This is a genomic window from Microcystis sp. M090S1, assembly GCF_020246295.1.
Taxonomy (GTDB): domain Bacteria; phylum Cyanobacteriota; class Cyanobacteriia; order Cyanobacteriales; family Microcystaceae; genus Microcystis; species Microcystis aeruginosa.
Map to the genome: position 1 here is coordinate 1 of NZ_JADBTF010000142.1, position 3,696 is coordinate 3,696.

At 46.2% G+C, this 3,696-nt stretch carries 4 protein-coding genes; all 4 read left to right on the plus strand.

Annotated features, from left to right (window positions below; genetic code table 11):
* Positions 1-166 precede the first annotated feature (166 nt).
* The gene (locus tag IM477_RS06360) at positions 167-484 is read left to right on the plus strand and encodes a hypothetical protein (protein ID WP_190722860.1); all 318 of its coding nucleotides are present in this window, start codon (positions 167-169) and stop codon (positions 482-484) included.
* A 130-nt stretch (positions 485-614) separates the two neighbouring features.
* Complete coding sequence (locus IM477_RS06365; protein ID WP_287730973.1) at positions 615-1,754, plus strand: DegT/DnrJ/EryC1/StrS family aminotransferase; 1,140 nt, start codon at positions 615-617, stop codon at positions 1,752-1,754.
* Between the two features lie 37 nt (positions 1,755-1,791).
* Positions 1,792-2,697, plus strand: coding sequence for a cyanoexosortase B (gene crtB / locus IM477_RS06370; protein WP_287730975.1), 906 nt, complete (start codon positions 1,792-1,794; stop codon positions 2,695-2,697).
* Complete coding sequence (locus IM477_RS06375) at positions 2,690-3,436, plus strand: cyanoexosortase B system-associated protein (RefSeq protein WP_286824787.1); 747 nt, start codon at positions 2,690-2,692, stop codon at positions 3,434-3,436. Before crtB ends, IM477_RS06375 begins: the two co-directional genes overlap by 8 nt.
* Positions 3,437-3,696: the final 260 nt, after the last annotated feature.

Sequence of the window (3,696 nt, forward strand, 5' to 3'; positions counted from 1 at the left end):
GTCAGTCTGTAGAGCGACCATAAGACCAGAACAGAGTAAATCTGTTAAGGCAGGTGCGGAACCCCGCAAGGGAAAGAAGCAGAAACCCAAATCGTGAGGTTTGGGAATCACCGTCCGTTTACGGCGGTGAGGATGTCAAAATAACCAGTTCTATCGGACAAATACCATGATTAATCACGATCCTTTCGGCGATCGCAAATTAGAACGCCTGCAATTAATGTTATATCTAATTCCCTTTCTAGGAGTGATTCCCTCCGCTTGGACATGGTATCAAGGGGAAGGAAAGGGAAAAGAACGGCAAATTAGTCGCTTATCCCTGAATTTAACGCTAGGATGGCTACTTTTTTACGCTTTCCTCTGGACTGGGGCTACTTTCAGCGACCAAACCTTGAGTTTTCGCTTTTTATACTGGAACGGTTTATTAACTTCTGCTTATATTCTCCTCTGCCTAGGAATTATCTTCAAAGTTTGGCAGCAAAAATAAGTAGCTAGGCAGTCAACTTGATTCTTTTGGCCAAGTCAAGGCCAAATCCCCTGAATAGGAATCTAGCCAAGTTGCTCAAATCTATGCTAGTCTCTTGACAATTAATAATGTCTCCATAAACAAGCACTAGATGAATTCCCATTTAATCAAAGTTCCCTTTGTCGATTTAACTTGGCAAAATCAGCCCCTACAAGCAAAAATTACCGAGGCAATCCAAACAGTTATCGACCGGGGAGATTTTGTTTTAGGCCAAGCTTTAGCCGAATTTGAAACCGCCTTCGCCCAAGCTTGCGGAGTCGAGTATGCTGTGGGAGTAGCTTCTGGCACGGCTGCTCTTGCCCTGGCTTTACAAGCTTACGGCATCGGTGCCGGGGATGAAGTGCTAGTCCCCGCTAATACCTTTGTCGCTACCCTCATGGGTGTTATTCAAGCGGGGGCCAAACCGATTTTAGTTGATTGTCACCTCGATACGGCCTTAATTGACCTCGCGGCGGCTGCCCAAAGAATTACCCCCAACACCCGCGCCATTCTCCCCGTACACCTGTACGGACAGATGGTATCACCCCAACAATTAGAGGATTTTGCCCGCAGCTATAATCTGATTATCTTTGAAGATGCGGCCCAGGCCCATTTAGCCAGTAGAGAAGGTTATCGCGCCGGCAGTGTCGGTGTGGCGGCGGGGTTTAGTTTTTATCCCAGTAAAAATTTGGGTGCTTTTGGCAATGGCGGAATGTTAGTGAGCAATGATCCCGAAATTAGCCAAAAAGCCCGCAGTTTAAGAAATTATGGCGCACCGAGCAAGTATTTCCACACCGATATCGGCACTAATAGCCGTTTAGATAGCATACAAGCCGCCATTTTAAACATTAAATTACCCCATCTGGAAGGCTGGAATCGCTCCCGTCATCAAGCGGCAAGACAATACGACCGGCTTTTGGCTCCCTTAGCCGATAAGGGCATTTTACCCATACGGGACGAAACCGAGACCGGTCATGTCTATCATCTCTACGTTATTCGCATCCTCGCCCATTGTCCCGTTGAGCGCCAACAACTACAAGAACAATTAACTGCCGTCGGTATTCAAACCGGCATTCATTATCCGATTCCTTGTCATCTGCAACCGGCCTATCGCTACCTCGGTTATCAACAGGGAGACTTTCCTAATGCAGAGATTCTCTGTGAAGAAATTGTCTCTCTCCCCATGTACCCCGGCATCAGCGAGGAGCAAATTGAAATCGTGGTTGAACAGATTACTGCGATCATCGGGTAACATAAATTCAGAATTTGTCACTAAATCGCTCCGTCCTATGGGTATTAGTCCTTCCTTATCCCCCGTCTCCCACAAAAATCGGCAATCTTGGCTGATGATCGGTTTCTTGGCGGTTATCTATGGTCCGGTGATCTTTCACTGGTACGATGGTTGGCTGAATAAATCGATCGGCATCGAACACGAATACTTTAGCCACGGCTTGATCGGCCTTCCCTACGCCGCCTATATTGTCTGGCAGAATCGCAAAAAATGGCAACGCCTCGAAGATCGCTCCCACCCCCTAGGAGCGTTTTTGTTAACCCTAGGAGCGATTTTTTATCTCCTCGGTTCCTCTCTTTGGGTTAGTATGTCTTTTCCGATTATTTTAGCGGGAATCTGTCTCTGGTTAAAAGGAACAGAAGGTTTTAAATTGCAAGGATTTCCCCTACTTTTAACAGCCTTAGCGACCCCTAATCCTATCCCCTACCTGATTGCTCCCTATACCCTACCCCTACAGGTTTTTATTGCCGCTTGCGCTGGTTTTATTCTCCAGCAAGCGGGCCTAGATGTCTCCGTTGACGGTATCTATGTAGCGGTAGAAGGTAGGATGGTGGAAGTCGCTCCCTACTGTGCGGGGCTGAAAATGTTATTCACCAGTCTTTACGTCACCCTCCTGCTGCTCCATTGGACTGATACCATCGAAAACGGTCGTAAAACCCGCTTTATGCTCCTCAGTGCCTTTGGAATTAGTGTCGGGGCTAATATTATTCGTAACGCGCTTTTAGCTTGGTTTCACGGCACAGGACAAGAGGCAAACTTTAAATTACTCCACGATAGCTGGGGGGGTGATTTATACTCCGTCTTTATGTTATTACTGATCCTTTTGGTCTTCCAAATCATGCAGTATCGCGAGGCGGTTAAGAAAAAGTCCCTAGCTCAAGAGGAAGGTAACCAGGATGATTAGTCAAAAAATTCCAGCCGAGGTAACTTTAGTGTTAGATAAAGTCAAAAAAAAGCTCCCGGGTAATTATTTACTGCTGTTGTGCCTGCTGCTGCTATTGATTGTAGGGGGTATCTTGCCCAATTTAATTTCTGGCCAGTGGTCTTGGGTGGAGCAACCGAGAATCAGTAATATGCAGAAAATGCGAGTCCTACAAGAATCGGGAATCAAGTTCTCTGACCTGAAAACCATCGACCAGAGCCAAGGAGAAATCGGTGAGGGAAAATGGTCGGTACAAGTGGTGGAAACTCCTGAAGGCAAGAGGATCACCGTGCTTTTAAAGCCACAGATATACTATAAAAATCAACCAGGATTAGAATGGTCGGATATCACTTCGATTAGTCGTTGGAATCAGGGGGAAACAACCGAGCTATTAATCCCCACCCAGTCGGGAGGAAAGGCCACGGCTCGATTCTATCGTGCCTGGACACAAAACACCTTTGCCGTGGTGCAATGGTATGCTTGGCTAGGTGGTGGTCATTACGATCCCTCGGTGTGGTATTGGCTTGACCAATGGGCGCAATTAAAAAGACAGAGAGTACCCTGGATAGCCGTTTCCTTGGTGATTCCCTTAGAACCGACGAAAGAACTGCAAACTCTCACTCCCTTTGCTCTCAATCTCGCCAAGGAAGTTCAAAGTAACTTAGAACAAAATGTCTTAAGTCAATTAACTTCTCTGCCTGAGACCAAAAAAGAAAAGTAGTTTTTCTGCTCCCAACTATCTGTTTAAAAAAAAACTAGCTCAAGGCACTTTTCTAGTCCTTAATAGCTTCTTTGTTCCTCTCCCACTAGATAACTCTCAGAAAATAAATTGATATATCTGTTTGACATCCTCACCGCCGTAAACGGACGGTGATTCCCAAACCTCACGATTTAGGTTTCTGCTTCTTTCCCTTGCGGGGTTCCGCACCTGCCTTAACAGATTTACTCTGTTCTGGTCTTATGGTCGCTCTACAGACTGAC